Source organism: Phenylobacterium deserti, from assembly GCF_003254705.1.
GTDB lineage: Bacteria > Pseudomonadota > Alphaproteobacteria > Caulobacterales > Caulobacteraceae > Phenylobacterium > Phenylobacterium deserti.
In genome coordinates this window covers 201,261-224,267 of the sequence record NZ_QFYR01000004.1, presented here as the reverse complement: position 1 = coordinate 224,267, position 23,007 = coordinate 201,261, and the positions used below count along the sequence as shown (strand labels likewise).

18 protein-coding genes are annotated in these 23,007 nt (G+C 67.9%); 11 read left to right on the top strand and 7 right to left on the bottom strand.

Annotation, left to right across the window (positions count from 1 at the left end; all coding sequences use genetic code 11):
* Nucleotides 1-107 precede the first annotated feature (107 nt).
* Both DJ018_RS19250 and carB read right to left on the bottom strand, forming a co-directional pair.
* The gene (locus DJ018_RS19250) at nucleotides 108-281 is read right to left on the bottom strand and encodes a hypothetical protein (RefSeq protein ID WP_165842947.1); all 174 of its coding nucleotides are present in this window, start codon (nucleotides 279-281) and stop codon (nucleotides 108-110) included.
* 202 nt (nucleotides 282-483) lie between these two features.
* Nucleotides 484-3,771, bottom strand: a complete 3,288-nt coding sequence (gene carB, locus DJ018_RS15810; protein ID WP_111515937.1) for a carbamoyl-phosphate synthase large subunit — start codon at nucleotides 3,769-3,771, stop codon at nucleotides 484-486.
* 301 nt (nucleotides 3,772-4,072) lie between these two features.
* Here carB and DJ018_RS15805 point away from each other — a divergent pair, with 301 nt between their 5' ends.
* The 5 genes from DJ018_RS15805 (at nucleotide 4,073) to DJ018_RS15785 (ending at nucleotide 8,851) form a co-directional block, all read left to right on the top strand.
* Nucleotides 4,073-4,297: a hypothetical protein gene (locus tag DJ018_RS15805; protein WP_111515936.1), complete on the top strand. Its 225-nt coding sequence runs from the start codon at nucleotides 4,073-4,075 to the stop codon at nucleotides 4,295-4,297.
* A gap of 279 nt (nucleotides 4,298-4,576) precedes the next feature.
* A complete protein-coding gene (locus tag DJ018_RS15800) occupies nucleotides 4,577-7,219 on the top strand; it encodes a TonB-dependent receptor domain-containing protein (RefSeq protein WP_165842946.1) in 2,643 nt (880 codons plus the stop codon).
* A 66-nt stretch (nucleotides 7,220-7,285) separates the two neighbouring features.
* On the top strand, nucleotides 7,286-7,483 hold the full coding sequence (locus tag DJ018_RS19620; RefSeq protein ID WP_165842945.1) for a TonB-dependent receptor: 198 nt from the start codon (nucleotides 7,286-7,288) through the stop codon (nucleotides 7,481-7,483).
* Nucleotides 7,484-7,622: 139 nt separating this feature from the next.
* Complete coding sequence (locus DJ018_RS15790) at nucleotides 7,623-8,138, top strand: sigma-70 family RNA polymerase sigma factor (RefSeq protein ID WP_111515933.1); 516 nt, start codon at nucleotides 7,623-7,625, stop codon at nucleotides 8,136-8,138.
* Nucleotides 8,135-8,851 carry an anti-sigma factor gene (locus DJ018_RS15785; RefSeq protein ID WP_111515932.1) on the top strand — a complete coding sequence of 239 codons (717 nt, stop codon included), beginning with the start codon at nucleotides 8,135-8,137 and terminating at the stop codon, nucleotides 8,849-8,851. Before DJ018_RS15790 ends, DJ018_RS15785 begins: the two co-directional genes overlap by 4 nt.
* 61 nt (nucleotides 8,852-8,912) lie before the next feature.
* Here DJ018_RS15785 and carA read toward each other — a convergent pair whose 3' ends face one another.
* Nucleotides 8,913-10,079, bottom strand: coding sequence for a glutamine-hydrolyzing carbamoyl-phosphate synthase small subunit (carA, locus tag DJ018_RS15780; RefSeq protein ID WP_111515931.1), 1,167 nt, complete (start codon nucleotides 10,077-10,079; stop codon nucleotides 8,913-8,915).
* 202 nt (nucleotides 10,080-10,281) lie between these two features.
* Here carA and DJ018_RS15775 point away from each other — a divergent pair, with 202 nt between their 5' ends.
* Nucleotides 10,282-10,527 (top strand): DUF1272 domain-containing protein, encoded by a 246-nt coding sequence (locus DJ018_RS15775; RefSeq protein WP_111515930.1) that lies wholly within the window; start codon nucleotides 10,282-10,284, stop codon nucleotides 10,525-10,527.
* Here the strand turns inward: DJ018_RS15775 and DJ018_RS15770 are convergent.
* Entirely contained in the window at nucleotides 10,524-11,645 is a 1,122-nt protein-coding gene (locus DJ018_RS15770) for a response regulator (protein WP_205853786.1), read from the bottom strand. The genes DJ018_RS15775 and DJ018_RS15770 overlap by 4 nt on opposite strands.
* A 164-nt stretch (nucleotides 11,646-11,809) precedes the next feature.
* On the opposite strand from DJ018_RS15770, the gene DJ018_RS15765 reads away from it, so the two are divergent.
* Nucleotides 11,810-12,502: an HAD family hydrolase gene (locus tag DJ018_RS15765; RefSeq protein WP_111515928.1), complete on the top strand. Its 693-nt coding sequence runs from the start codon at nucleotides 11,810-11,812 to the stop codon at nucleotides 12,500-12,502.
* A 16-nt stretch (nucleotides 12,503-12,518) separates the two neighbouring features.
* Here the strand turns inward: DJ018_RS15765 and DJ018_RS15760 are convergent, their stop codons facing one another.
* The gene (locus tag DJ018_RS15760) at nucleotides 12,519-13,658 is read right to left on the bottom strand and encodes a PQQ-dependent sugar dehydrogenase (protein ID WP_111515927.1); all 1,140 of its coding nucleotides are present in this window, start codon (nucleotides 13,656-13,658) and stop codon (nucleotides 12,519-12,521) included.
* Nucleotides 13,659-13,803: 145 nt separating this feature from the next.
* Between DJ018_RS15760 and dnaG the strand changes: the two genes are divergently transcribed.
* The 4 genes from dnaG to DJ018_RS15740 all read left to right on the top strand — a co-directional run bounded on the left by dnaG (nucleotide 13,804) and on the right by DJ018_RS15740 (nucleotide 20,719).
* The gene (gene dnaG, locus DJ018_RS15755; protein ID WP_111515926.1) at nucleotides 13,804-15,714 is read left to right on the top strand and encodes a DNA primase; all 1,911 of its coding nucleotides are present in this window, start codon (nucleotides 13,804-13,806) and stop codon (nucleotides 15,712-15,714) included.
* An 80-nt stretch (nucleotides 15,715-15,794) separates the two neighbouring features.
* Nucleotides 15,795-16,688, top strand: a complete 894-nt coding sequence (locus tag DJ018_RS15750; RefSeq protein WP_111515925.1) for a DMT family transporter — start codon at nucleotides 15,795-15,797, stop codon at nucleotides 16,686-16,688.
* Between the two features lie 393 nt (nucleotides 16,689-17,081).
* Nucleotides 17,082-19,013: an RNA polymerase sigma factor RpoD gene (gene rpoD, locus DJ018_RS15745; RefSeq protein ID WP_111515924.1), complete on the top strand. Its 1,932-nt coding sequence runs from the start codon at nucleotides 17,082-17,084 to the stop codon at nucleotides 19,011-19,013.
* Nucleotides 19,014-19,081: 68 nt separating this feature from the next.
* On the top strand, nucleotides 19,082-20,719 hold the full coding sequence (locus DJ018_RS15740) for a M28 family peptidase (RefSeq protein WP_111515923.1): 1,638 nt from the start codon (nucleotides 19,082-19,084) through the stop codon (nucleotides 20,717-20,719).
* 61 nt (nucleotides 20,720-20,780) lie between these two features.
* On the opposite strand, the gene DJ018_RS15735 is transcribed toward DJ018_RS15740, so the two are convergent.
* Together DJ018_RS15735 and DJ018_RS15730 are read right to left on the bottom strand one after the other, a co-directional pair.
* Complete coding sequence (locus tag DJ018_RS15735) at nucleotides 20,781-21,401, bottom strand: TIGR02466 family protein (protein ID WP_111515922.1); 621 nt, start codon at nucleotides 21,399-21,401, stop codon at nucleotides 20,781-20,783.
* A 38-nt stretch (nucleotides 21,402-21,439) separates the two neighbouring features.
* Entirely contained in the window at nucleotides 21,440-22,999 is a 1,560-nt protein-coding gene (locus DJ018_RS15730) for a DHA2 family efflux MFS transporter permease subunit (protein ID WP_240609583.1), read from the bottom strand.
* Nucleotides 23,000-23,007: the final 8 nt, after the last annotated feature.

Sequence of the window (23,007 nt, the reverse complement as noted above, 5' to 3'; positions counted from 1 at the left end):
ACGCGCGAGGACGATGAACGCGGACGCGTGATTCGGAAGCGAAGCGGAGGGGCGGCCCGTCACTCGGACCGCCCGTGGGCTCGCGAGACTAAGGCGTCTTCAGGTCGTCAGGGCATCCAGCTCGGGGTCGAGCCGGTGTTCATCAGGCCATAGATCAGGCCGACGGCCAGGAGGACCACGGCGATCACCATCACCACGCTCAGCAGGTGCTCGAAGCGTTCCGCCAAGTGGCGATTCTTATGGTGATGATGGTGGTGGACGTCGTGCGGTTCGGTGGACATCGTTTCCTCGCAATACTTTTTCTTACAGGGGGCTCCCTGATGGGAGCCCTCCGCCAAGCTTGCGAGGCGCCGCTGGGACGCCGTTCCGGCCGTTCAGTTACGGGCGGCCGGAGCGCGCCCTATCGCCGCCCGCGTCAGCCGGGCGATGCAAGGACGATGCGCCTCCGGCGAACAGCGGTCAATGAGCTAAATACCTAAAAAATCAGGCGTAGCTCTGGAGCGGCCGCACCTCGAGAGGCGCCTCGGCCGTAGCCACGATGGCCTGGGCGGCGGCCAGAGCCCCCGCCGCGGTGGTGAAGTAGGGGATCTTCGTCATCAGCGCCGAGCGGCGGATTTCGAAGCTGTCCACCAGCGACTGCTTGCCTTCGGTGGTGTTGAAGACGAGCTGCACTTCGCCGTTCTTCATGGCGTCGACGATGTGGGGGCGACCCTCCAGCACCTTCTTCACCAACTCGACGGGCATGCCCTGTTCGGACAGGAACGCGGCCGTGCCGCTGGTCGCCAGGATGCGGAAGCCCTGGCCCACCAGCAGGCGGACCGGCTCCAGAATCCACGGCTTGTCGCTGTCCTTCACGGAAACGAAGACGCAGCCTTCCTTGGGCAACACCGTGCCGCCGCCGAGCTGGCTCTTGGCGAAGGCGCGCGCAAAGGCGGGGCCGCGGCCCTCACCGGGACGCACCCAATCCAGGCCCATGACCTCGCCCGTGGAGCGCATTTCCGGGCCCAGGATCGTGTCCACGCCGGCGAAGCGGGCGAACGGGAACACGGCTTCCTTGACCGCGATATGGTCGTAGGGACGCTCCACCAGCCCGAACGAGGCCAGCGGCTCGCCCGCCATCACCTTGGCGGCGATGGAGGCCAGCGGGCGGCCGATGGTCTTGGCGACGAACGGCACCGTGCGGCTGGCGCGCGGGTTTACTTCGAGCACGTAGATGCGCGGCGCGTCGGAGTGCGGCTCCTCGATCGCGAACTGGACGTTCATCAGGCCGCGCACGTTCAGCGCCCGGGCCATGGCCTCGGTCTGGCGCTTGAGCTCCTCGATGGTCTCGTCCTTCAGCGAGAAGGGCGGCAGCGAGCAGGCGCTGTCGCCCGAGTGCACGCCGGCTTCCTCGATGTGCTCCATGACGCCGCAGACGAAGACGTCCTTGCCATCGCAGATCGCGTCCACGTCCACTTCGGTGGCGCGCGACAGGTATTGGTCGATCAGCACCGGGCTGTCGCCCGAAACCTGTACGGCGGTGCGGATGTAGCGGTCCAGCTGCTCGTCGTCGCGGACGATCTCCATGGCCCGGCCCCCCAGCACGTAGGAGGGACGGATCACCACCGGGTAGCCGACCTTGTGCGCGCCGGCGAAAGCTTCTTCGGCCGAACGGGCGATGGCGTTCTCGGGCTGGGCGATGTTCAGCTGGTGCAGCAGCTGCTGGAAGCGCTCGCGGTCTTCCGCCAGGTCGATGGCGTCCGGCGAGGTGCCGAGGATCGGGATACCCGCATCCTCCAGCGGCTGGGCGAGCTTCAGCGGGGTCTGCCCCCCGAACTGGACGATCACGCCCAGCAGCTCGCCCCGCGAACGCTCGACCTCGATCAGCTCCAGCACGTCCTCGGCGGTCAGCGGCTCGAAGTACAGCCGGTCCGAGGTGTCGTAGTCGGTGGAGACCGTCTCGGGGTTGCAGTTGACCATGATGGACTCGACGCCGATGTCGTCGAGCGCAAAGGCCGCGTGGCAGCAGCAGTAGTCGAACTCGATGCCCTGGCCGATCCGGTTCGGACCCATGCCCAGGATGATCGCCTTCTTGCGGTCGGACGGCTCGCTCTCGTCGTCCGGAATCTGGCCCAGCGCGCCCACTTCATAGGTCGAGTACATATAGGGCGTCTCGGCCCGGAACTCGCCGGCGCAGGTGTCGATGCGCTTGAACACCGGTCGCACGCCCAGGGCGCGGCGCTGTTCACGCACTTCCTTCTCGGTGGTCTGGGTCAGCTTGGCCAGGCGCGCGTCCGAGAAGCCCAGCGCCTTCAGGCGGCGGAAGTCGGTGGCGGTGGTCGGCAGGCCTTCGGCGCGGATCCGCGCTTCTTCCCGCACCAGGGTCTCGATCTGGCTGAGGAACCACGGCTCGTAGGAGCAGGCGGCGTGGATCTCGTCGGCGGTCAGGCCGTGGCGGAAGGCCTGGGCGATGACGCGCAGGCGATCGGGCGTCGGCTGGCCGAGCGCGCGGACGATCGCCGCGTGCTTCATCTCCGGATCATCGGCGTTCTCGATGACCACCTCGTCCAGGCCGGTGAGGCCGGTCTCGAGGCCGCGCAGCGCCTTCTGCAGGCTCTCGGCGAAGGTGCGGCCGATGGCCATGACTTCACCCACGCTCTTCATGGACGTGGAGAGCAGGGGCTCCGAGCCCGGGTACTTCTCAAAGGCGAAGCGCGGGATCTTGGTGACGACGTAGTCGATGGATGGCTCGAACGAAGCGGGCGTCGCGCCCGTGATGTCGTTCATCAGCTCGTCGAGCGTGTAGCCCACGGCCAGGCGCGCGGCGACCTTGGCGATCGGGAAGCCGGTGGCCTTGGACGCCAGGGCTGAGGAGCGCGACACCCGCGGGTTCATCTCGATGACGACCATGCGGCCGTCCTTCGGGTTGACCGCGAACTGGACGTTTGAGCCGCCCGTTTCGACGCCGATCTCCCGCAGCACCGCGATCGAGGCGCGGCGCATGATCTGGTATTCCTTGTCGGTCAGCGTCAGGGCCGGCGCGACGGTGATGGAGTCGCCGGTGTGCACGCCCATCGGGTCGATGTTCTCGATGGAGCAGACGATGATGCAGTTGTCCGCCTTGTCGCGGACGACCTCCATCTCATACTCCTTCCAGCCGAGGACGCTCTCTTCGATGAGCACCTCGGTGGTCGGCGACAGGTCCAGGCCGCGCTCGACGATCTCTTTGAATTCCTCGACGTTGTAGGCGATGCCGCCGCCGGTGCCGGCCAGGGTGAAGGACGGCCGGATAATCGCCGGCAGGCCCACCATCTCCAGGCCCTTCATCGCCTCGTCCAGCGTATGCGCGACCTGGGACCGCGGGCTTTCGAGCCCGATCTTGTCCATGGCGTCGCGGAATTTCTGGCGGTCTTCGGCCTTGTCGATGACCTCGGCGCGCGCGCCGATCATCTCGACCCCGTACTTCTCGAGCACGCCGCGGCTTTCCAGCGCCAGCGCGGTGTTCAGCGCCGTCTGGCCGCCCATGGTGGGCAGCAGGGCGTCGGGGCGCTCCTTGGCGATGATCTTTTCGACCATCTCCGGCGTGATCGGCTCGATGTAGGTAGCGTCGGCCACCTCCGGATCGGTCATGATCGTGGCCGGGTTCGAGTTGACCAGCACGATGCGATAGCCCTCGGCGCGCAGCGCCTTGCAGGCCTGAACCCCCGAGTAATCGAACTCACAGGCCTGACCGATGACGATCGGGCCCGCGCCGATGATGAGGATCGAGGAAATATCAGTGCGTTTGGGCATTACGTCTCGCGCGCAAAGGCGGCCGCGCGTGGTGGCGCGCCCGACAAAGGTCAGAACTGCAGGTTAAGCGGCGGATTTAGAGACCATGTCCCTCGCGCGCAAGCACGCAGAACGGGGATCGCGCGGTTATTTCGCGCCGCGGCGCCGAAGCCTCACCGCGCCTCATCGACCTCGGCCGCTAGGCTGCGGATTCTACGGGGAAAGTCAAAAAAAGTCGGGTTCCACAGCAACCAACTCGCGCCTGAGCCATATTGAAACACAGGGGCTGTCCAAGACCGCATGTGAGACCTGGGAGGCGTATATGAGCCTGATCGAAAAAATCCCGACCATGAGCGACGAGCAGGTGATCAACCTCCTGACCAACGCCAAGCGCCTGCAGACCCAAGGCGATGAGAAGCAGCAAGCCGCCGCCGCTGAACTGATCCCGACCCTCGAGCAGGTCGCCGCTGAACGCCGCACCGCTCGCCTTCAGGCCGCCCAAGCCAAGCGCGCTGCGCGCCGTCCCGCCAAGAAGAAGGCAGCCTAACGCCGCTCGAAGAGCAGTAGTATCGCGCCCTATTGCCGCCGTGTTCTAACAGCGTTCGGGCGCATACCGGTTGGTGCTGTATCGAAAAACAGCAAAAGAGCGCCATGGTAGAACAGCGGTCGAATAACGCCGCGTCTATTTGCATGTCGCGCACTTGACGCATCTATGACAAAAATACGAAGGGGCGCGCCCATTTCGCGGCGCGGCCCTTCGTTACCTGCATGGCAGGAGCCTCACCTGCATGGCAGGAGCCTCGCCGCCGCAAGGACCGAGGCTTTGATGACATCCGCCAAGAGCCGGCTGTTGGCCGGCGCGCTGTTCTCCGGCCTGGTGGCGTTCGCCGCGCCGGCCCTCGCTCAGTCGACTGCGCCGGACGACGTGGCGGTCGACGAGGTGGTGGTCACCGGCTCGCGCATTCCGCGCCCGAACCTGGAGCAGCCGACCCCCGTCACCACCCTGAATTCAGTGGCGGTGCAGAACGCCGGGACCAGCAGCCTGGGCGACATCCTGGCCCAGTTGCCCGCCCTGTCGGCCACCGGCACGGCCCGCGCCAATTCCGACTCGGGCGCCAACCTGGGCGGCCTCAGCCTTCCTGACCTGCGGGGCCTCGGCGCCGGGCGCACCCTCACCCTGGTCAACGGCAAGCGCCATGTGGCGGGCGACGCCGGCGATATGGCGGTGGACCTCAACTCCGTCCCCACCGCCCTGGTGGACCGCGTCGAAGTGGTCACCGGCGGCGCCTCGGCCATCTACGGCTCGGACGCCGTCTCCGGCGTCATCAACATCATCCTGAAGGACCGCTTCGAGGGCGTGGAGATCGGCGGCAACGCCGGCGGCCCCCTGAACGGCAGCTACGGCCGCAACTACTCGCTTTACGGCACCGTCGGTAAGAACTTCGCCGGCGACCGCGGCAACGTCACCCTGACCCTCTTCGGCGACCGTCAGGAGCGCGTGAAGGGCTCCAGCATCCGCGGCCTCGACAACTGGGCCACCGTCGTCAACCCGGCTGACACCGGGCCTAACGACGGCATTCCGGACCGCCTCTACCGCCCGAACATCCAGAGTGAATTCTTCGGCCCGAACGGCGCCGTGGCGGCGGTCAATCCGCTCACCGGCGACATTGTCCCGGTCACCTTGTTCGACCGCGCCGGCATTCCGGTGGGCGTGCCGACCCGCGTGGGCTCAAACAGCTTCTACTTCGGTCAGTTCGCCGAGCCCTGCCAGTACTGTGACGACAGCGATGCGACGGCCGTCCTGGTGCCGCGCCTGAACCGCAAGGGCGCGGCCAGCACCGTCCGCTACGAGATCACGCCGAACCTGACCTTGCGGGGCGACGTGAAGTACGTGGAAACCCACGTCATGGACACCTTCAGCCCGTCCTTCACGGAGCTGGAATTCATGCTCCCGTCGGACAACGCCTTCATCACCCCGGCCATCGCGGCGGCGCTGGCGCCCTACGCCGGCCAGGAGCTCTACGTCAGCCGCTACAACTACGACATCGGCGGCCGCAACGACGACACCTGGCGCAAGACCTTCCGCGCGGTGGCCGAACTGGACGGCAAGGTGGATGCCGGCTTCGCCGACGTCAGCTGGCAGGCGAGCTACAACTTCGGCCGCACCCGCAACAGCTTCCACGGCGTGAACGGGGTGATCCCGGGCAACTTCTACGCGGCCGTCGACGCAGTGCGCGACCCGGCCAGCGGCCAGATCCGCTGCCGCATGGACGTGCCGGCGACCTGGAACGGCGACTACACCCCGCCCGACGCCAGCACCCTGCGCGCCGGCGCCTGCGTGCCGTTCAACCTGTTCGGCGCCCAGAACAACCAGGCCGCCTTCGACTACGTCACCTATGAAGGCGATCGGAAGCACGTGATCGGCCAGCAGGTCGGCACGCTCAGCTTCAACTTCGACACCGAGCGCTTCTTGCGCTTGCCGGGCGGCGCGCTGGCCTTCGCCGGCGGCCTGGAATGGCGGCGCGAGACCAGCCGCAACATCAACGACGAGCTGGTCCAGTCGGGCATCACCGAGACGGCGCCGCAGCCGAACGCTTCGGGCGGCTTCGAAGTGCGCGAAGCCTTCGTCGAGTTCGACGCGCCGATCCTGAAGGACGCGCCCTTCGCCTACCGCCTCTCCCTGAACGGCGCTGTGCGGGCGGCGGACTACAGCCACGCCGGCGACGCCACCTCCTACAAGGTGGGCGGCATCTGGGCCCCCGTGCCCGACGTCACCCTGCGCGGCAGCTACTCGAAGGCGGTGCGGGCCCCGAACATCACGGAGGCTTTCCTGCCGGCCACCGCCGGGTTCAACGTCATCATGGACCCGTGCGACATCCAAAACCGCAACGCCAAGCCGAACCGCGCGGCCAACTGCCAAGCCCTGGGCGTCGCTTTCGACAACGCGACGGACACCAGCCTGCCGGGCGTGACCAGCGGCAACGCCGACCTCAAGCCGGAAACCGCCAAGACCTGGACCGCGGGCCTTGTGTTCCAGCCGCGCTGGACGCCGGGCCTGTCGCTGACGGTCGACTACTATGACATCCAGATCGAGGACGCGATCAGCTTCCTGGATCCGCAGGATGCCGCCGAGAAGTGCGTGGACGGCCCGGAGCTGGCGCAGGAGTACTGCGACCTGATCACCCGCGATCCGTTGAGCCGGCAGATCACCGCCTACCGTTCGAGCTATCTGAACCAGGCGGCGCTGAAGACGGCGGGCTACGACATCCAGCTCGCCTACACCCGCGACGTGGGCCCGGGCCGGGTGACCGCCTCGCTGAACGCCAACTACATCGAGAAGCTGCGCCAGTACGCCTTCCAGGACTACCCGGAAACGGTGGACCGCCAGGAAGCCGAGCTGGGCAACCCGCGCTGGTCCTACATCAGCTCGCTGAGCTACGCCCAAGGCCCGGTGACCCTGACCTGGTAGACCCAGTTCACCGACGAGGTCCGGCGCAACAAGGAGCTCTCCCTGGAGCGCTACGACCGTCCGTACGTGGAAGCCGTCTGGTACCACGACCTGATCGCCCGCTACCGCTTCGACGACGTGGGGCAGGGCGCGGAGGTCTACCTCGGCGTCAACAACATCTTCGACGAGACCATCCCCAACGGCCTGGTGGGCAACACCTCGACCAGCGCGGGATACGACATCTTCGGCCGGTATTTGTTCGCCGGTTTCCGGACCCGCTTCTAAGGCAGGTCCCACGAAGGCGTAGGGAAGGGCCGGGGCGCAAGCTCCGGCCTTTTCTGTTGGGCGTGACGCGGCGCGCCGGCTTTGCCATGGTGCCGCGGTGACCAGCCCGGGCCGAGACGCCGCCGATCTTCCTGCCCTGATGAGGCGCATCGCCGGCGGCGAGCGCGAAGCCCTGCGTCAGTTGTACCAGGCCACCTCCGCGAAGCTTTTTGGCGTCTGCCTCCGTATCCTTGTGGACCGTGACGAAGCCGAGGACGTGTTGCAGGACGTCTACCTCACCATCTGGCGCAGAGCCGACCGCTACGACGCGGGCCGGGCGAGCGTCATCGCCTGGACGTCGGCCATCGCCCGCAATCGCGCCATCGACCGGCTCCGGGCCCGTGGGCCCCTGGCCATGGCCGAGCCGGTCGAGGATCTGGAGCTTGCCGACGACGCGCCCGGCGCCGAGGCCCTGCTGGAGCAAGCGGGCGAGCACGGGCGCCTGCTCGCCTGCCTCGACACTCTGGACGCCCGGACCCGGCAGGTGATCCGGACGGCCTTCTTCGAGGGCGTCACCTATGAAGCGCTGGCCCAGCGCACGGCGACCCCGCTCGGCACGGTGAAGAGCTGGATCCGCCGGGGCCTGGCCCGCCTGAAAGGGTGCCTGGAAGCATGAGCCAAGGTCACGAGCTTTCCCCGATCGAGGCCCTGGCCGCCGAACACGCCCTGGGCGTGCTGACCGGCCCTGAACGGGCGCAGGCCGAGGCCCGCATGGCTTCCGATCCGGCGTTCGCGGTCCTGGTGGAGGACTGGCGCGCGCGGCTGGCGCCCCTGGCCGCCGAGGTCGCGTCGGTCGAGCCGCCCGCCCGCCTGTGGCCGTCGATCGAGCGCAGCCTGCCCGCCAACGACAACGGGGCGGTCCTGCGCCGCCTCCGGTTCTGGCGAAGCGCCACGGTGGGCTCGCTGGGCGTCGCCGCCGCAAGCCTCGCCGCCGTCGTGTTCCTGGCCGCCCAGCCGCCCCGGATCGTCGAGCGCGCCGCCCCCGCCGCGCCCATGCTCAACGCCAGCCTGATGGGCGGCGCGGCCCAGCCGATGTTCGTCGCCGCGTACGATCCCATGCGCAAGATGCTGCTGGTCACCTCGCTGGTGCCGCCGGGCGCTGACCCGGGCCACGCCCACCAGCTCTGGGTGGTGACCGCCGACGGCAGATCCCATTCCCTGGGCATGGTGCAGCCGGGCGCCTCAAAGGTCATGCCCATGCCCGAACCCATGGCTCCGATGATGGCCGAGGGCTCCGCCCTCATGGTCTCGGTCGAGCCGCCCTCCGGCTCGCCCATGCCCCATCCGACAGGCCCCGTGGCCGCCAAGGGCATGCTGACCCGCATCTAGCGCAAAGCAAAAGGGCCGGCGTGAGCCGGCCCTTCGCTGTTCTCGAAAATCGCGTCGCCGCTTACTTCGCCGCGTCCATGTTCGCCGCGAAACGCTCGAACAGATAAAGGCTGTCCGTCGGGCCCGGGGAAGCTTCCGGGTGGTGCTGGACGGAGAACACCGGGCGGTCCTTCAGGGCGATGCCGGCGTTGGTGCCGTCGAACAGGGAGACGTGCGTCTCCACCACCGGTTCGGGAAGGCTTTCGCGGTCCACCGTGAAGCCATGGTTCATGGACACGATCTCCACCTTGCCGGTGGTCAGGTCCTTCACCGGATGGTTCGCGCCGTGGTGCCCCTGGTCCATCTTCACCGTCTTGGCGCCCAGCGCCAGCGACAGCATCTGGTGGCCCAGGCAGATGCCGAACACCGGCTTGCCGCTGTCGACGATCTTCTTGATCTCGGGCACCGCGTACTCGCCCGTCGCCGCCGGATCGCCTGGGCCGTTGGACAGCAGCACGCCATCCGGATTGCGCGCCAGGATGCTCTCGGCCGAGGTGTTGGCCGGCACCACCGTGACGCGCGCGCCCACCGAGTTCAGGGCGCGCAGGATGTTGCGCTTCACGCCGAAGTCCACGACCACCACGTCGTACTTGGGCGCGTCCAGCTTGGCGTAGCCGTTCGGCCAGGCCCACAGGCCCTCGTCATAGTCGAACGGCTGCAGGCACGAGGCGTCCTTGGCCAGGTCCAGGCCCACCAAGCCGTTCCACTCGCGGGCCTTCTGCACCAGGGCGTCGAGGTCGAACTCGCCGTCCGGATTGTGGGCGATCACCCCGTGCGGCATGCCCTGCTCACGGATGCGGCGGGTCAGGGCGCGGGTGTCGACGCCCGCCAGCCCCACGACGCCCCGGCGGCTCATCCAGGTCTCGAGGTCCGAGTCGGCGCGCCAGTTGGCGGGCTTGGTCGGCACGTCGCGGAAGATCGCGCCGCGGGCGGCGGTCTCGGCCGCGCCGCTCATCTGCTCGATGTCTTCGACGTTGGTGCCGACGTTGCCCACGTGCGGGAAGGTGAAGGCCACGATCTGGGCCATGTAGGAGGGGTCTGTCAGGATCTCCTGATAGCCAGTCATGGCGGTGTTGAAGCACACCTCGCCGACCGCATCGCCCACCGCGCCTACGCCGATCCCCTGGAGGATGGTTCCGTCGGCCAGAGCCAGCACGCCGGTGACGCCAGGCAGCAGATCACGGCTCATGAGACAGGCTCCTTCAAGGATGGGTATCGAGACAGGGGAGGTCAGGCGGCAAGGCGCCTGGGCAAACGGCCGCGTAGGTAGTGACTCGCGCCCTTCGGGTCAATGCGGCGGCGTTAACTTGCGGCCTTGGCTGGAAATAAGGCCTCTTTGTCCTGTCGCCGCCGACGCCGTCCGGGCACACCGGATCAGAGGAGGCGACGCCATGCTCGCTCTGCGCCCCAATTGCGAATGCTGTGACGCGGACCTGCCGCCAGGCAGCCGTGCGGCCATGATCTGCACCTTCGAATGCACCTACTGCGCCGACTGCGCCGAGAGCCGCTTCGACAGCCAGTGCCCCAACTGCGGCGGTGAGCTGGTGCGCCGGCCGGTGCGCCCGCCCGCCGCTCTCCTGCGGCATCCGGCTCAGGTGGAGCGCTATCTCGGCCACCACCCAGCCTGCGCCGCCTAGCCGGCCGCCGCCATGGCCGATCCGATCGCCGCCAGCAGCTCCTCCACCTGGATGGGCTTGCCGATGTGACCGTCGGCGCCCGCCCGGGCGCTGGCCTCGCGATCCTCGGCCGAGGTGTTGGCCGACAGCACCACCACGCCAGTTCGCGCGCGCCCCGCGGCCTGCTCTTCGGCCCGGATCGTGCGGATCGCGGACAGACCGTCCATCACCGGCATCCGCAGGTCCATCAGGACCAGGTCGAAGCGATCGCGCCGCCAGGCCTCCACCGCTTGGGCTCCGTCCTCGACGCTGGTCACCTGGGCTTCGGCGGCGCCCAGCATCAGCTCGATGACCTTGCGGTTTGTCGCATTGTCGTCGGCCAGCAGGATCCGCACCGGGTCGCCCGCCGACGCCGCGATGGTCGGTGGCGTCGGCTCCTCCTCCGGGCTGGCGTCGCCGTGGTCCAGCAGATGCCGCGCCACGCCCTCCAGCTCCCGGATGGAGCCGCGCAACTCGGCCACCAGTTCGCTCTGGTTGGCGTCGAGCTCCGTGGCCTCAAGGATGCGCGACAGCCCCGACACCCCGTTCAGCGGCGTGCGGATCTCGTGGCTCATGTCGGCCAGGAACTCGGCCTTGGCGCGGTTCGCCGCCTCCGCGTGGGCCAAGGCCTCCGCCAGAGCGGCCGCCTGCTGCTTGAAGTCGGTGATGTCGACCCGCAGGCCGATGACGCCGCCGTCGGTGGTGCGCCGCTCCTCCACCAGCAGCCAACGGCCGTCGGACAGGCGCTGCTCGCTGCGCTCGCCGGTGGCGGCCATCAGCTTGCCGATCCGCTCGGCGATCCAGGCGTCTTCCCGGCCGGCGGCGTCCGGATAGTCGCCGCGCGCCACGCCGACCCGCAGCGTTTCTTCCAAGGAGGCGCCCGGTCGGAAAAGGTCGGCCGAGCGGTGGTAGATGTCCGCATAGGCCTGGTTCCACAGGACGTAGCGGCCGCCCGCGTCCAGGATCACCACGCCTTCGGAAATGGAGTCCAGCAGATCGCGCAGGCGGGCGTTGGCGCGTCGGGTCTCGTCCCGTGCGGCCTGCAGCTCGCGGCCGCCCAGCCGTTCGTTCACCCACGCCCGCAGCCGCCGCAAAGCCATTCGCTGTCCTACTGATGTTCGCGAGATCGCTGCGCCCGCCAGGGCTTGCAACCAAAGGTGAAGCTCGCCTGCCTGCTGCATTCCGATCGCCGGTTTCGCAGGCGAAGGCGCCCGGATCTTGAGCAGGCTCGACGACGCAAGGGGCGGGCGCTTAAAGACGCGCCATGCGCATCACCACGGTCGGCCTCGATGCCGACGACACGCTTTGGCACAACGAGACCCTGTTCCGCCTGACGCAGGACCGCTTCCGCGCCTTGATGGCGGACCACGCGCCCAGCGAGGTGCTGGACGTCCGCCTGGCCGAAATCGAGAAGCGGAACCTGCGGCTCTACGGCTACGGCGTGAAGGGCTTCACCCTTTCCATGATCGAAACCGCCATGGAGCTCACCGGCAACGAGGCGCCGGGCCGGCTGATCGCCGACATTCTAGCCGCGGGCCGCGAGATGCTGAGCGAGCCGGTGGAGCCGCTGCCGGGAGTCGACAAGGCGCTGGACGAGTTGTCCCAGAAGTATCGCCTGGTGCTGATCACCAAGGGCGACCTCCTGCACCAGGAGCAGAAACTGGCCGCCTCGGGCCTTGGCGACCTCTTCGCGGCCGTGGAGATCGTCAGCGAAAAGGACGCGTCCACCTATGAGCGGGTGTTCGCCCGCCACGGCACGGGGGCGGGCGAGGCGGTGATGTGCGGCAACTCCGTCCGCTCCGACATCCTGCCGGCCTTGGAGGCCGGCGCCTACGCCGCCTACGTCCCGTACCCGCTGATCTGGGCCCACGAAGTCGCCGACGTGCCGACCGGCCATCCCCGCTTTGCGGAGCTGGCTTCGATCTCGGAACTCCCCGCTTGGGTGTCGGGCCTCTAGACGCCGACGCGCCCCGTCACGTGGAAGGCGTGAGCTTCAGCAGCTTACCCTCAGCGCCCCGCTGGCCGTCTTCTAGCAGCCAGATCGAGCCGTCAGGGCCTTCCTCCACTTCGCGGATGCGGGTCCCCATCGGCCACTGATCGCCCTTGCGCGCGCCTGTGCCGTCCACGTCCACGCGGACCAAAGCCTTGCTCGACAGGCCGCCGATGAAGATGTCGCCGCGCCACTGCGGCCAGCGCTTGCCGGAATAGATCATCAGCCCCGCGGGCGAGATCGCCGGGTTCCAGGACACCTTGGGCGCCTCGAACCCGTCGCCTGGCCGGTGGTCCGGGATGTCGCGGCCGTCATAGTGCGAACCGTTGGAAGCGGCCGGATAGCCGTAGTTGCGGCCGGCGACGATCAGGTTGACCTCGTCCCCGCCCTTGGGGCCCATCTCCTGCTCCCAAAGGTTGCCGCTGGCGTCGAAGGCGATGCCCAGCAGGTTGCGGTGGCCGTAAGACCAGACGGCCGGGTGGAAGCCCTGGGCGGCCAGGGGATTGCCGGCCGCCGGCGTGCCATCGTCGTTCAGGCGCAGAACCTTGCCCAGGGTGGCCTTGGGGTCCTGCGCGGGGGTGAACTTCTGGCGCTCGCCGTTGGTGAAGAACAGCTTGCCATCGGGTGCGAAGGCGATGCGGCCGGAGAAGTGGCCATCGCCGTCGACGTACGGCGTGGCGCGGAACAGGGTCTGCACGTCGCGCAGCGCCGGGGCGGCGCCGTCGCTCAGCACGCCGCGCGCCAGCACCACGCCTTTGCCGCCGCCGCGGGCCTCGGAATAGCTGAAGTAGACCCAGCGGTTCTGGGCGAAGCCGGGGTGCAGCACCACGTCCATCAGCCCGCCCTGGCCCTCGCTCATAACCGGCGGGATGCCGCCAAGCGGCTGGCGCTGGCGACCGTCGGCGGACACGAGCAGCATCTGCCCGGCCTTCTCCGTCACCAGCATGCGGCCGTCGGGAAGGAAGGTCATCGCCCAGGGCGAGACGAAGTCGGCCACCGTCTCCACTTGGAAGGGGCGGGCGCCTGCTGTGCTCTGGACGCTGGCGTCCGTGGCGTTCGACTGGGCCTCGCCACATCCGGCGAAGAGGGTGGTGCAGAACGCAAGCAGCAGCGCACGACGCATGGGGGTCTCCGGTTTGCCGACCAACAACTTCGGAAGAGGACGAAGGCTCCGCAAGGCTTGTCGGGCGCGCCTCGCTCCAGCGCTCGCGCCGCCGTGTGCTGAACCGCTCATGGCGCGCCACCCATAGCTCTGGCTATATGGCGCCGTGCGCTTCGACGAACGCTTCCTGGACGAGATCAAGACGCGGCTTCGCCCTTCCGACGTGATCGGCAAGAGCGTGAAGCTGCGCAAGCAGGGGCGCGAGTTCGTCGGCCTGTCGCCCTTCACCAAGGAAAAGACCCCCTCGTTCTACGTGAACGACGACAAGGGGCAGTTCTTCGACTTCTCGTCGGGCAAGAGCGGCGACATCATCACCTTCCTGCAGGAGACCGAGCGGCTCACCTTCTCGGAAGCCGTGGAGCGTCTGGCGGCCGAGGCGGGCATCGCCCTGCCGGCCGTGGATCCCCGCGCGGCCGAGACCGAGAAGAAGCGTCAGGGCCTGTCCGATTGGCTGGAGCTCGCCGCTCAATGGTTCGAGGCGGAGCTTCGCCGGCCGGTGGCCAGGGACGCCCGGGCCTACCTTGAGCGTCGCGGCCTGCCGGAAAGCGAGTGGTCGCGGTTCCGCCTGGGCTTCTCGCCGTCGGGCCGCACGGCGCTCAAGGACTACCTGATCGCCAAGGGCGCCCGGCCGGCCGAGCTGGTCGACGCCGGCCTGCTGATTGCGCCGGAGGATGGCGGCCAGCCCTACGACCGCTTCCGCGACCGGATCATCTTCCCGATCACCGACCCACGCGGCCGGATCGTCTCGTTCGGTGGACGGGCGATGGATCCGCAGGCCCGCGCCAAGTACCTGAATGGTCCCGAGACCTCCGTCTTCCACAAGGGGCACAACCTTTACGGCCTCGCCGAGGCGCGGAAGATCCTCGCGGCGGCGCCGGCCGGCGAGGAGGTCCCCCTGGTCGTGGTCGAAGGCTACATGGACGTCATCGCCTGCCAGCGCGCCGGGATCGCGGGTGTCGCGGCCATGGGCACCGCCCTGGGCGAGGATCAGATGGAGATGCTCTGGCGTCACCATCCGGAGCCTACCCTCTGCTTCGACGGGGACCGGGCAGGGCGTCAGGCGGCGGCCCGCGCCATGGATCGCGCGCTGCCGCTGCTGAAACCCGGCAAGAGCTTCAAGTTCGCCCTGGTGGAGGGCGGCAAGGATCCGGACGAGGTTCTGCGCGAGCAAGGGCCGGCGGCGCTGAAGCAGCAGCTGGCGCAGACCACGCCCTTCGTCGAGGCGCTGTTCATCCGCGAGCGGGACGCCGAGCCCACCGACACGCCCGAGCGGAAGGCTGGCCTGAAGGTGCGCCTGCGCAAGCTGGCCGCCTCCATCGCCGATCCGGATCTCGCCCAGGCCTACAAGGAAGACCTGCTCGGCCGCTTCGAGCAGCTCTCGCCCACCAGCCAGCCCGTCTACACCGTTGGGGCCGCCGCTCGTGAGATGTCGCGCCAGCGTTGGAAGGGGGGGCGCAGCGAGGTCCGCGCCGGAGCCACGCAGGAGGTCAAGGACGCCACCGAGCGGATGCGTCGTTCGCCCAAGTCCCTGGCCGCCGCGCTAGCCTTGACCGCGGTGCGCGACCCCCACGTCCTGGACGAGACTATCGAGCTGGTCGATCGCTTCGGCTTTGGCGACGAGAAGCTGAACCAGCTGGCCCAGGAGTTGGTGCAGCTGCGCTACGAGGCCGATCACCTGGAGGGGGAGGTCGCCATCCGCCGGCTGCAGGCCAAGGGCTTCGATCGGACCTTCCTCGCCGGGCTGGAGCGGGAGGCCAAGCGGGCGGGTGTCAGCGCGCCCTTCATGGCCGAGGCCGGAGACCGTGCCCGCCGCCTGTGGCGCGAGGCCTTCGACCTGCTTGTGCAGCTCGAGGCGCTTGAGCGCGCCGTGGACGAAGCTGTGCGCGACCTGCCGCGCGACAAGGACTCCACCACCCTGATCAACCTCAAGGTCGAGCGCGACCAGCTGCGCCGGCTCATCAACAGCGACTGGGCGAACGAGGGCAAGCCGGCCGCAAGGCCCGTTCTGCCGCACTAGCCGACCGAGCACCGGCGCAATCCGGACTTGGCCTGAAAGGCCTGCTTCGCCTGAACGGCGATTTCCGGCAAAGAGCCTTCATGCTGCGTCTGCCGTTCCTTGCTCTCGCCCTGTCCGGGATCTGCTGGGCCCTCGGTTTCCCGCTGGGCAAGATCGCCCTGGAAGAAATGGGCGCGGCGCACCTGATCCTCCTGCGCTTCGCCGTGGCGGCGGTGATCGCCGCGCCGTTCGCCCTGAACACGCCGCAGGCCCGCCGGCTCTTCCGCTCGCCGGCGGTGCTTGTGGCGGGCGTGCTCTATGGCCTGGCCTTCCTGGTTCAGTTCGAGGGCTTGGCGCGAACCAGCGTCGCCCTGTCGGCGCTGCTGGTTGGCCTGATGCCGGCCCTGATCGCCTTCTGCGCCTTTGTCATGCGCGAGCCGGTCAGCCGGATGTCCTGGGCGGGCGTAGCTGCGGCGACGCTTGGCGCGACGCTGATCGCGGGAAAGCCCGGCGCGGCGGGTACGCCGCTGGGCGTGGCGCTTTGCTTGGCCGCCCTGCTGATCTTCCTCGCCTGGCTCCTGGTGCTCCGACGCGCGCCCAAAGACGCCCCGCCGCTGGGCGTTACGGCGGTCAGCATCATCGTGGCGACGGTGGCGATCGCCCCTTTCGCCTGGATCATGCACGGCCCGCCTCGCCTGGACCTCAGCCCGACAGCCTGGGCGGGGATCGTCGGGCAGGGGGTGCTGGCGACCTGCGTGGCCACCGCCGCTTGGCAGTGGGGCTCGGCCCGGGTGAGCAGCGCCAGCGCCGGGGTGTTCATCAACATCGAGCCCTTGCTGGGCGCCGTGCTGGGTGTTGCGCTGTTCGGCGATCCGCTGACGATGGCCATCGGCCTTGGCGGCCTGTTGATCATCGGCGGCAGCCTGGTGGTGGTGCTGGGCGAAAAGAACACGGCCGCGCCCGATCTTGCCGAGCCTCCGCCGACGCCAGCCTGAGCCATTGCGGCGTTCTGCCGCAGCTTTTTGCGCAGGTGCGCTCTTGGGCGGAATGTCCGTGGACGCCGCTGTGTCTTGACTCGCGGGCCTGTCAACGCCATCTGGCCCCGTGCGGATTTAGCGCGCTGTTGACAGACATCGATCGGGCCGTTGCGAACACGGACGCGCCCACCTTTGAAACTGATGTCTCCCTCGATGTGCGGAAGTCCAGGACGGTCGCGTGACCGGCGTTCTTGTGGGCGCCTGTGGGATGCGGCGCGTTCGAACGCACGATCAGAACGGAACAATTGGACGCTGGCCGGGTCGTAACGTCGCGGCCCCTTAGCCTTCGTCCGCCAGTCACCACTTTCGGCCCGCTGCTTGCATGTGGCGCGGACGAACTCGGAGATTTCGATGAGCACCAATACGGCCGAAGCGGAAACGCCTGAGACCACCGGCGCCGATGGTCCGCTGCTCGACCTAACGGATGCGGCGGTCAAGAAGTTCATCAAGCAGGCCAAGGCCCGCGGCTACGTCACGATGGACGAGCTGAACAAGGTGCTCCCCTCGGAGGAAGTGACCTCCGAAGCGATCGAAGACACCCTGGCCATGCTCAGCGAGATGGGCGTCAACGTCGTGGAGTCCGAAGAGGACGCCGACGGCGGCGAAGTGGCCGTCCGCGAAGAAAGCGCGGTGGTCGAGACGACCAAGGAGCCGGCCTACGACCGCACGGACGACCCGGTGCGCATGTACCTGCGCGAAATGGGTTCGGTGGAGCTTCTGAGCCGCGAGGGCGAAATCGCCATCGCCAAGCGCATCGAAGCCGGCCGCGACACCATGATCCGCGGGCTGTGCGAAAGCGCGCTGACCTTCGAGGCCATCATGGTGTGGCGCGAGGAGCTGGGCTCCGGCCGCATCCTGCTGCGCGAAGTGATCGACCTCGAGCAGACCTACGGCGGCCAGAACGCTGGCGGCGAACTGCCGGCCGGCGACGGCGTGGCGGCGGAAGCCGAGGAGTCCGAGGAAGCCGAAGGTGAAGGCGGCGAGGGCGGCGGCGACGATGACTTCGACGATGGCGCCGGTCCCACCATCAGCGCCATGGAAGCCGAGCTGCGCGAAGGCGTGATGGCCACCCTGGACGCCATCGCCACCGAGTTCGAAAGCTTCCGCGGCCTGCAGGAAAAGCTGGTCAACGCCAAGCTCAAGGGCGAGGACCTCTCCGACGCCGACCGCAAGGCCTACGCCAACGCCACCAGCGCGATTGTACAGCACCTTAAGACGCTGAAACTTAACAACAATCGTATCGAAGCGCTGGTCGAACAACTGTATGCCATCAACAAGCGCCTGATGGGCCTCGAAGGCCGTCTGCTGCGCCTGGCCGACAGCTACGGCATCAGCCGCCCTGAGTTCCTGAAGGCCTACCTCGGCTCCGAAATGCGTCCGGACTGGCGCGACCAGGTCAAAACCCTGGGCGTCCGCTGGACCAAGTTCGCCGACAACGACGCCACCCAGATCGGCGACATCCGCTCCGAAATCGCCGCCCTGGCGATGGAGACCGGCGTGCCGATCGACGACTACCGCCGCATCGTCCAGACGGTGCAGAAGGGTGAGCGCGAGGCCCGGCAGGCGAAAAAGGAAATGGTCGAGGCCAACCTGCGCCTCGTGATCTCCATCGCCAAGAAGTACACCAACCGCGGCCTGCAGTTCCTGGACCTGATCCAGGAGGGCAACATCGGCCTGATGAAGGCGGTCGATAAGTTCGAGTACCGCCGCGGCTACAAGTTCTCGACCTACGCCACCTGGTGGATCCGGCAGGCCATCACCCGCTCGATCGCCGACCAGGCCCGGACCATCCGGATCCCGGTGCACATGATCGAGACGATCAACAAGATCGTCCGCACCAGCCGCCAGATGCTGCACGAGATCGGCCGCGAGCCGACCCCGGAAGAGTTGGCCGAAAAGCTGGCCATGCCGCTGGAGAAGGTCCGCAAGGTCCTGAAGATCGCCAAGGAGCCGATCTCGCTCGAAACCCCCATCGGGGACGAAGAGGACAGCCACCTCGGCGACTTCATCGAGGACAAGAACGCGGTCCTTCCTATCGATGCGGCCATCCAGTCGAACCTGCGCGAGACCACCACCCGCGTGCTGGCCTCGCTGACCCCGCGGGAAGAGCGCGTGCTGCGCATGCGCTTCGGCATCGGCATGAACACCGACCACACCCTTGAAGAGGTCGGCCAGCAGTTCAGTGTGACCCGCGAGCGGATCCGCCAGATCGAGGCCAAGGCTCTGCGCAAGCTGAAGCACCCGTCCCGCTCGCGTAAGCTCCGGAGCTTCCTCGACAGCTAAGGGCTTTCGCCGTCGCGAAACGGTCGTTAATGACTCCCCGGGCGTCACGTCCGGGGAGTTTTTGTTACATGCGCATTTCCAAGTGGATGGCGGGCGCAGCGCTCGCCGCCTTCGCCGCCACCACCGCGATCGGCCAGACCGCCTCGAGCCCGCTGGACCCCGTCCAGTCCGCCGCCAACGTCAAGGCGCACATGGGCTTCCTGGCCAGCGACCTGCTGCAGGGGCGTGACTCCGACTCCGACGGCTATCGCATCGCCGCCAACTACGTCGCCTCGCAATTCCAGCAACTGGGCGTGAAGCCGGGCGGCACCAACGGCTCGTTCTTCCAGCCGGTGCCTATGGTCTCTTACCGCGCCGTGGATCAGGGCAGCTACGTCCTGCGCGGCAAGAACGGCCAGACCGTCACCCTGACGCCCGGCGAAGACGTCAACGTCGGCCGCGTCCCCGGCCAGCCCGAGACCAAGCTCAGCGCGCCGCTGGTGTTCGTCGGCTACGGCCTCGTGGCGCCCGAACACGGCCGCGACGACTACAAGGGCGTGAACGTCAAAGGTAAGATCGTTGTCGTTCTGTCCGGCGCCCCTGAGGGCATCCAGACCGAAGAGCGCGCTTACTACCAGAACGTCCGCAACAAGCGCGCCGTCGCCGCCGCCCGCGGCGCCGTGGGCATGATCACCGTCGACAAGCCCTCCGACGAGAAGCGCCGGCCGTTCAAGAACACCGCCCGCAACTGGCAGAACTGGGCCATGACCTGGCGCCAGCCCGACGGCAAGGCCTTCGACGTGGCGCCGAGCGTGCCGCTGCTAGGCTCGATCAGCACCGTGGGCGCCGAGAAGCTGTTCGCCGGCGCGCCGACCACCTATGCGGCTCTGGCCGCGGCGGCTGAATCCAAGGCCGCGAACCCGCAGCGCTTCGCCCTGCCGTGGACGCTGGACGTCACCCTGCGCACCGAGAGCAAGAACTCGGAGAGCATGAACGTCGTCGGGCTGATCGAAGGCTCCGACCCGAAGCTGAAGAACGAATACGTCGTCCTGTCGGCTCACCTCGATCACATCGGCGTATCCACCAGCGGCGAGGGCGACCGGATCAACAATGGCGCGCTGGACAACGCTTCGGGCGTGGCCACGACGCTGGAAGTCGGCCGCGCGTTCCGCGAGAGCGGCAAGGCTCCGCGTCGCTCCATCCTGCTGCTGGCGGTCACCGCCGAGGAGAAGGGGCTGGTCGGCTCGGAATACTTCGCCCGCAATCCGACGGTGCCGCTGTCGTCCATCGCGGCGGACGTCAACCTCGACATGCCGATCCTGTTCTATGACTTCCAGGACGTGATCGCGTTCGGCGCAGACCGGTCGACCATCGGCTCGGCCGTGCGCCGGGCTGGCGAGCGCGTGGGCGTGGCGCTGAGCCCCGACCCGCTGCCCGAAGAGGGTCTGTTCACCCGCTCGGACCACTACCGCTTCGTGGAAGTGGGCGTGCCGTCGGTCTTCCTGATGACCGGCTTCCAGAACGGCGGCGAGAAGGCGTTCCGCGGCTTCCTCGCCGGCTGCTACCACCATCCGTGCGACGACCTGAACCAGCCGATCGACTATGCGGCCGGCGCCAAGTTCGCTCGCATGAACTACGAGATCGCCCGAGAACTGGCCGACGCCGACGCCCGGCCGCAGTGGACCAAGGGCGACTTCTTCGCCGGCAAGTTCGCGAACAAGAAGTAGGCTCTAGAGCCGCAGGAAGACGGATGAGGGGTCGCCTTGGCGGCCCCTTTTTCGTGGGCGCTTATCGCCAGCCGTAGTTGAAGCTGATGGAGATGCGCTCCGCCTTGGCCTTGTTGGCGGGCACCTCGTGGCGGAGCCAGCTTTCCCACATCAGAACCGTGCCGGGCTCCGGCTGCAGATAGACGAACGCCTTGGAAGCTTCGGCCGCCTCGGTGCGCCTGGGCGGAGCCGCCATCATCATCGGCAGCCGGGGATCCTCGAGCTTGAGAGCCGAGGCGCCGGGCGGAGTCACCACATAGATGGTGCCGGACAGTACGCTGTGGGGATGGATGTGGCTGGTGTGCGCTGAGCCCGGCTTGAGGACGTTCACCCAAAGGCTGTCGAGGCGCAGCTTGCCGCCGCCCAGATCAAATTCCAGCAGGTCGGCATAGGCCGCCGCATGCTTGTCGAGCTTGCGCTTGAGCTGGTCGAAGACGCTGAACCGCTGGGGCAAGTCGTTCAAGGAGGCATAGGAGGTGTAGCCGCCGTAGCCGTGCTCGCGGCACCAGGCCCGGCCCGCTCGGTCCTCTTCCGCTAGCATGCGGCAGGCGTCTTCCAGCTCCGCGTTGAACTGCGCGAAGTTGCGCTCGCTGGCGAGAGAGGCCTCGTAGACCTGGGTGACAAAGAGGGGGCGCGTGGGCATGGGCCCGCGGCTAATCCCGCGGGCCCCGCTTGGCAAGGTCAGTCCGCCGCCGCGTGCGACGGGCCGTTGCTGAGAGCCTTCTTGCAGAGCCACACCAGCGGGATCATCGCCACGACGACCCAGGCCGAAACCCGGAAGAAGTCGAGGGCGGCGGTGATGTAAGCCTGGTTCACCACCTGAGCCGTGACGGCCGACAGGGCCTGCTGGGCGGTGAGGCCGGCCGCCTGCATGCGTTCCATGGTCTGCACGAAGATCGGATTGCCCGACGACATGCCCTCGGCCAGGCGCGTCTGGTGGACGGCCGCGTCGTTGTCCCAGACCGTTGTGGCCAAGGACGCGGCGATGGAGCCCACCATCAGGCGGCTGAAGTTGGTCAGGCCGCTGGCGGACGGGATTTGCGGAGCCGGCACTCCGTTCAGCGACAGGGTGATCATCGAGACGAAGAAGGTGCTCATCGCCAAGCCCTGCACCAGCATGGGCATGACCAGCGCGCCGAAGCTGGCGTCCGGCGTGTACTCCGAGCGCATGAAGAAGCTGAGGCCGAAGGCGGCGAGGGCGACGGTGGCGGTGATCCGCGCGTCGATCCGACCCATGATCCTGGCCGCGAAGGGCGTCAGGAAGACGGCCACCACCCCGGACGGCGCGGCCACCAGGCCAGCCCAAGTGGCGATGTAGCCCATCCGCGTCTGCAGCAGCAGCGGCAGCAGCAGGTTGTTGGCGAAGAACACCCCGAACGCCAGGCACATGGCGATGGTCGCCAGGGTGAAGTCCCGACGCTTGAACAGGCTGAGGTCGACGATCGGGTGCTTCTCGTTCAGCTCCCAGATCAGCCAGGCCACGAACCCGATGGCGGCGATCAGGGCCTCGACGACGATTGCGGGCGAGGAGAACCAGTCCACCTCCTTGCCGGTGTCGAGCATCAGCTGCAGCGATCCGACCCACAGCACCAACAGTGCGAAGCCGACCTTGTCGACGGGGATCCGACGGGTCGGCGTCTCGCGGCTGGCCATGTTGCGCCAGCACAGGACCGTGCAGGCGATGCCGACCGGGACGTTGATCAGAAAGATCCAGGGCCAGGTGTAGTTGTCCGAGATGTAGCCGCCGAGGATCGGGCCGCAGATGGGCGCGACCAGGGTGGTCATCGACCAGATGGCCAGCGCCGTCCCGCGCTTGTTGGGCGGGAAGATCATGATCAGCAGAGCCTGCGAGCCTGGGATCATCGGCCCGGACACCGCGCCCTGCAGGATGCGGAAAAGGATCAGGGATTCCAGGTTCCAGGCGATGCCGCACAGGAACGAGGCGACGGTGAAGAGCGCGGTCGCGCCGACGAATGTCTTCACCACTCCGTAGCGGCCCATCAACCAGCCAGTGAGCGGGAGCGAGATCGCATTGGACACCGCAAACGACGTGATCACCCAGGTGCCCTGATTGGCGCTGACGCCCAGGTTGCCCGCGATGGTCGGGATCGAAACGTTGGCGATGGTGCTGTCCAGCACCTGCATGAAGGTGCCCAGCGCCAGGGCGATGGAGGTGATGGCCAGGGTGAGCCCGGTCATCGGGGCGGGCATGCCGCCCCCGGGCGGGGAAGCGTTGGCCATGGCTGGCT

Excerpts from the sequence above, each read along its gene's own strand:
- DJ018_RS19250 (WP_165842947.1), bottom strand. The coding sequence starts at position 281 with ATGTCCACCGAACCGCACGACGTCCACCACCATCATCACCATAAGAAT.
- carB (WP_111515937.1), bottom strand. The coding sequence starts at position 3,771 with ATGCCCAAACGCACTGATATTTCCTCGATCCTCATCATCGGCGCGGGC.
- DJ018_RS15805 (WP_111515936.1), top strand. The coding sequence starts at position 4,073 with ATGAGCCTGATCGAAAAAATCCCGACCATGAGCGACGAGCAGGTGATC.
- DJ018_RS15800 (WP_165842946.1), top strand. The coding sequence starts at position 4,577 with ATGACATCCGCCAAGAGCCGGCTGTTGGCCGGCGCGCTGTTCTCCGGC.
- DJ018_RS15790 (WP_111515933.1), top strand. The coding sequence starts at position 7,623 with ATGAGGCGCATCGCCGGCGGCGAGCGCGAAGCCCTGCGTCAGTTGTAC.
- DJ018_RS15785 (WP_111515932.1), top strand. The coding sequence starts at position 8,135 with ATGAGCCAAGGTCACGAGCTTTCCCCGATCGAGGCCCTGGCCGCCGAA.
- carA (WP_111515931.1), bottom strand. The coding sequence starts at position 10,079 with ATGAGCCGTGATCTGCTGCCTGGCGTCACCGGCGTGCTGGCTCTGGCC.
- DJ018_RS15775 (WP_111515930.1), top strand. The coding sequence starts at position 10,282 with ATGCTCGCTCTGCGCCCCAATTGCGAATGCTGTGACGCGGACCTGCCG.
- DJ018_RS15770 (WP_205853786.1), bottom strand. The coding sequence starts at position 11,645 with ATGGCTTTGCGGCGGCTGCGGGCGTGGGTGAACGAACGGCTGGGCGGC.
- DJ018_RS15765 (WP_111515928.1), top strand. The coding sequence starts at position 11,810 with ATGCGCATCACCACGGTCGGCCTCGATGCCGACGACACGCTTTGGCAC.
- DJ018_RS15760 (WP_111515927.1), bottom strand. The coding sequence starts at position 13,658 with ATGCGTCGTGCGCTGCTGCTTGCGTTCTGCACCACCCTCTTCGCCGGA.
- DJ018_RS15750 (WP_111515925.1), top strand. The coding sequence starts at position 15,795 with ATGCTGCGTCTGCCGTTCCTTGCTCTCGCCCTGTCCGGGATCTGCTGG.
- rpoD (WP_111515924.1), top strand. The coding sequence starts at position 17,082 with ATGAGCACCAATACGGCCGAAGCGGAAACGCCTGAGACCACCGGCGCC.
- DJ018_RS15740 (WP_111515923.1), top strand. The coding sequence starts at position 19,082 with ATGCGCATTTCCAAGTGGATGGCGGGCGCAGCGCTCGCCGCCTTCGCC.
- DJ018_RS15735 (WP_111515922.1), bottom strand. The coding sequence starts at position 21,401 with ATGCCCACGCGCCCCCTCTTTGTCACCCAGGTCTACGAGGCCTCTCTC.
- DJ018_RS15730 (WP_240609583.1), bottom strand. The coding sequence starts at position 22,999 with ATGGCCAACGCTTCCCCGCCCGGGGGCGGCATGCCCGCCCCGATGACC.